Consider the following 1,294-nt stretch of genomic DNA (forward strand, 5'->3'; position numbering starts at 1 on the left):
CCTGTAGATACTCTGTTACCGGTCAAGCTTTCGCGAGATGTTTTTCGCTGAAAAGCTTGGCCGTATCGAAGTCTGTACCGGTTCGGATGCAGGCCCAAAGTCCGGTCAGGTATTTACGCATGACTGCGCCTATCGCCTGCATTTTCTTCTTCCCTCGGCTCACGAGGGCTTCGTAAAACGCCTTCACGTAGCGATCGCAGCGTATTGCACTGAGCGCCGGCATGAACATCGCGGTGCGCAGATAGGCGTTGCCACACTTGCTCATCCGTCCTGGCTTGTCGACGCTTGTGCCTGATTGCGCAAGGCGCACATCCAGACCAGCATGCCGACTAACCTGTGACGACTTCAAAGTTTCAGGCAACAAGGTGAGCTCTGCCAACACGGCAAATGTAGAGGCGTCTCCCATGCCAGGCGCCGCCAGCATGTGCTTGAACTGAGCACTGAGCTCGGGGCACTTTTCAATCAAATCACGTCCTGCCTGCCTGAAGCGTTCTATGCGGCGGTCGAACGCGGCGATCGCTTCTTCCTCGTCTTCGATCAGCAGAACGCTACTGGTCTGCGTTGCCATCAGCGCGTGCAGCTCGTTTTTGGCACGTGTTCTGTGCCCTGTCAGTCGATTGATGTGGCGCCCGATGGCCCGCAGTTCCAGCTGTATTTCAGTGGGAGGGGTCCAAAGGCGAGGTGTCATTCGCTCGCCATATTCAGCCAGCAACTGGGCATCGAGGGCATCGGTTTTGCTGTTCTTAAGCATGAGTTTGGCGAAGTTATGGAAGCTTTTGGGGTTGATGACAGATACCGGCAAACCTGCCGCCGTCAGCGCCATGGCCAAGTCCAGATAGTAGATACCGGTGGCCTCCATAACGATGGAGTCAGGCTTGAGAGCCAGCAGCTTTTTGACCGCTAGCTTGTGTCCTTTTGGGGTCTGCTCGATATTCCAGGAGCCTGCAGGTTTGCTGTGCGCGCGCCAGGCCATGGCAGTGTTGCGAGAACCTATATCCAAGCCGACATGAATGCTCATGCTTTTAACTCCAAGAAAACTAGGTGAAAATGGCTCCTGGTTCCCCTGACCTCGAACTTCATGCCGCTACAACCTTGTAATGCGAAGTCCGACTTGTCGGCTTCTCGATACTCTTCGTGGTGGACAATGAGGCGGGGGAGCCTCTCTACAGACGAGGTCAGGAGCAAGTCCTGCCTTAAGCAGCGATCGGCATCCCCCAGAAACACATTTTTGTGAGTACACGAGCAAGAATAATGATTCTTGCCGAGTGCGGGCACAACATACAAGCAGCGGCGC

At 55.0% G+C, this 1,294-nt stretch carries 1 protein-coding gene; it reads right to left on the minus strand.

What is annotated here, in order from left to right; translation table 11 throughout:
* Positions 1–22: 22 nt before the first annotated feature.
* Entirely contained in the window at positions 23–1,018 is a 996-nt protein-coding gene (locus tag QMX89_RS22630; RefSeq protein ID WP_282349952.1) for an IS110 family transposase, read from the minus strand.
* Positions 1,019–1,294: the final 276 nt, after the last annotated feature.

Origin of the sequence: Pseudomonas sp. PS01301 (genome assembly GCF_029960215.1) — a bacterium.
Classification (GTDB): Bacteria; Pseudomonadota; Gammaproteobacteria; order Pseudomonadales; family Pseudomonadaceae; genus Aquipseudomonas; species Aquipseudomonas coleopterorum.

Coding starts and splice junctions, on each gene's coding strand:
- QMX89_RS22630 (WP_282349952.1), bottom strand. CDS start 1,018: ATGAGCATTCATGTCGGCTTGGATATAGGTTCTCGCAACACTGCCATG.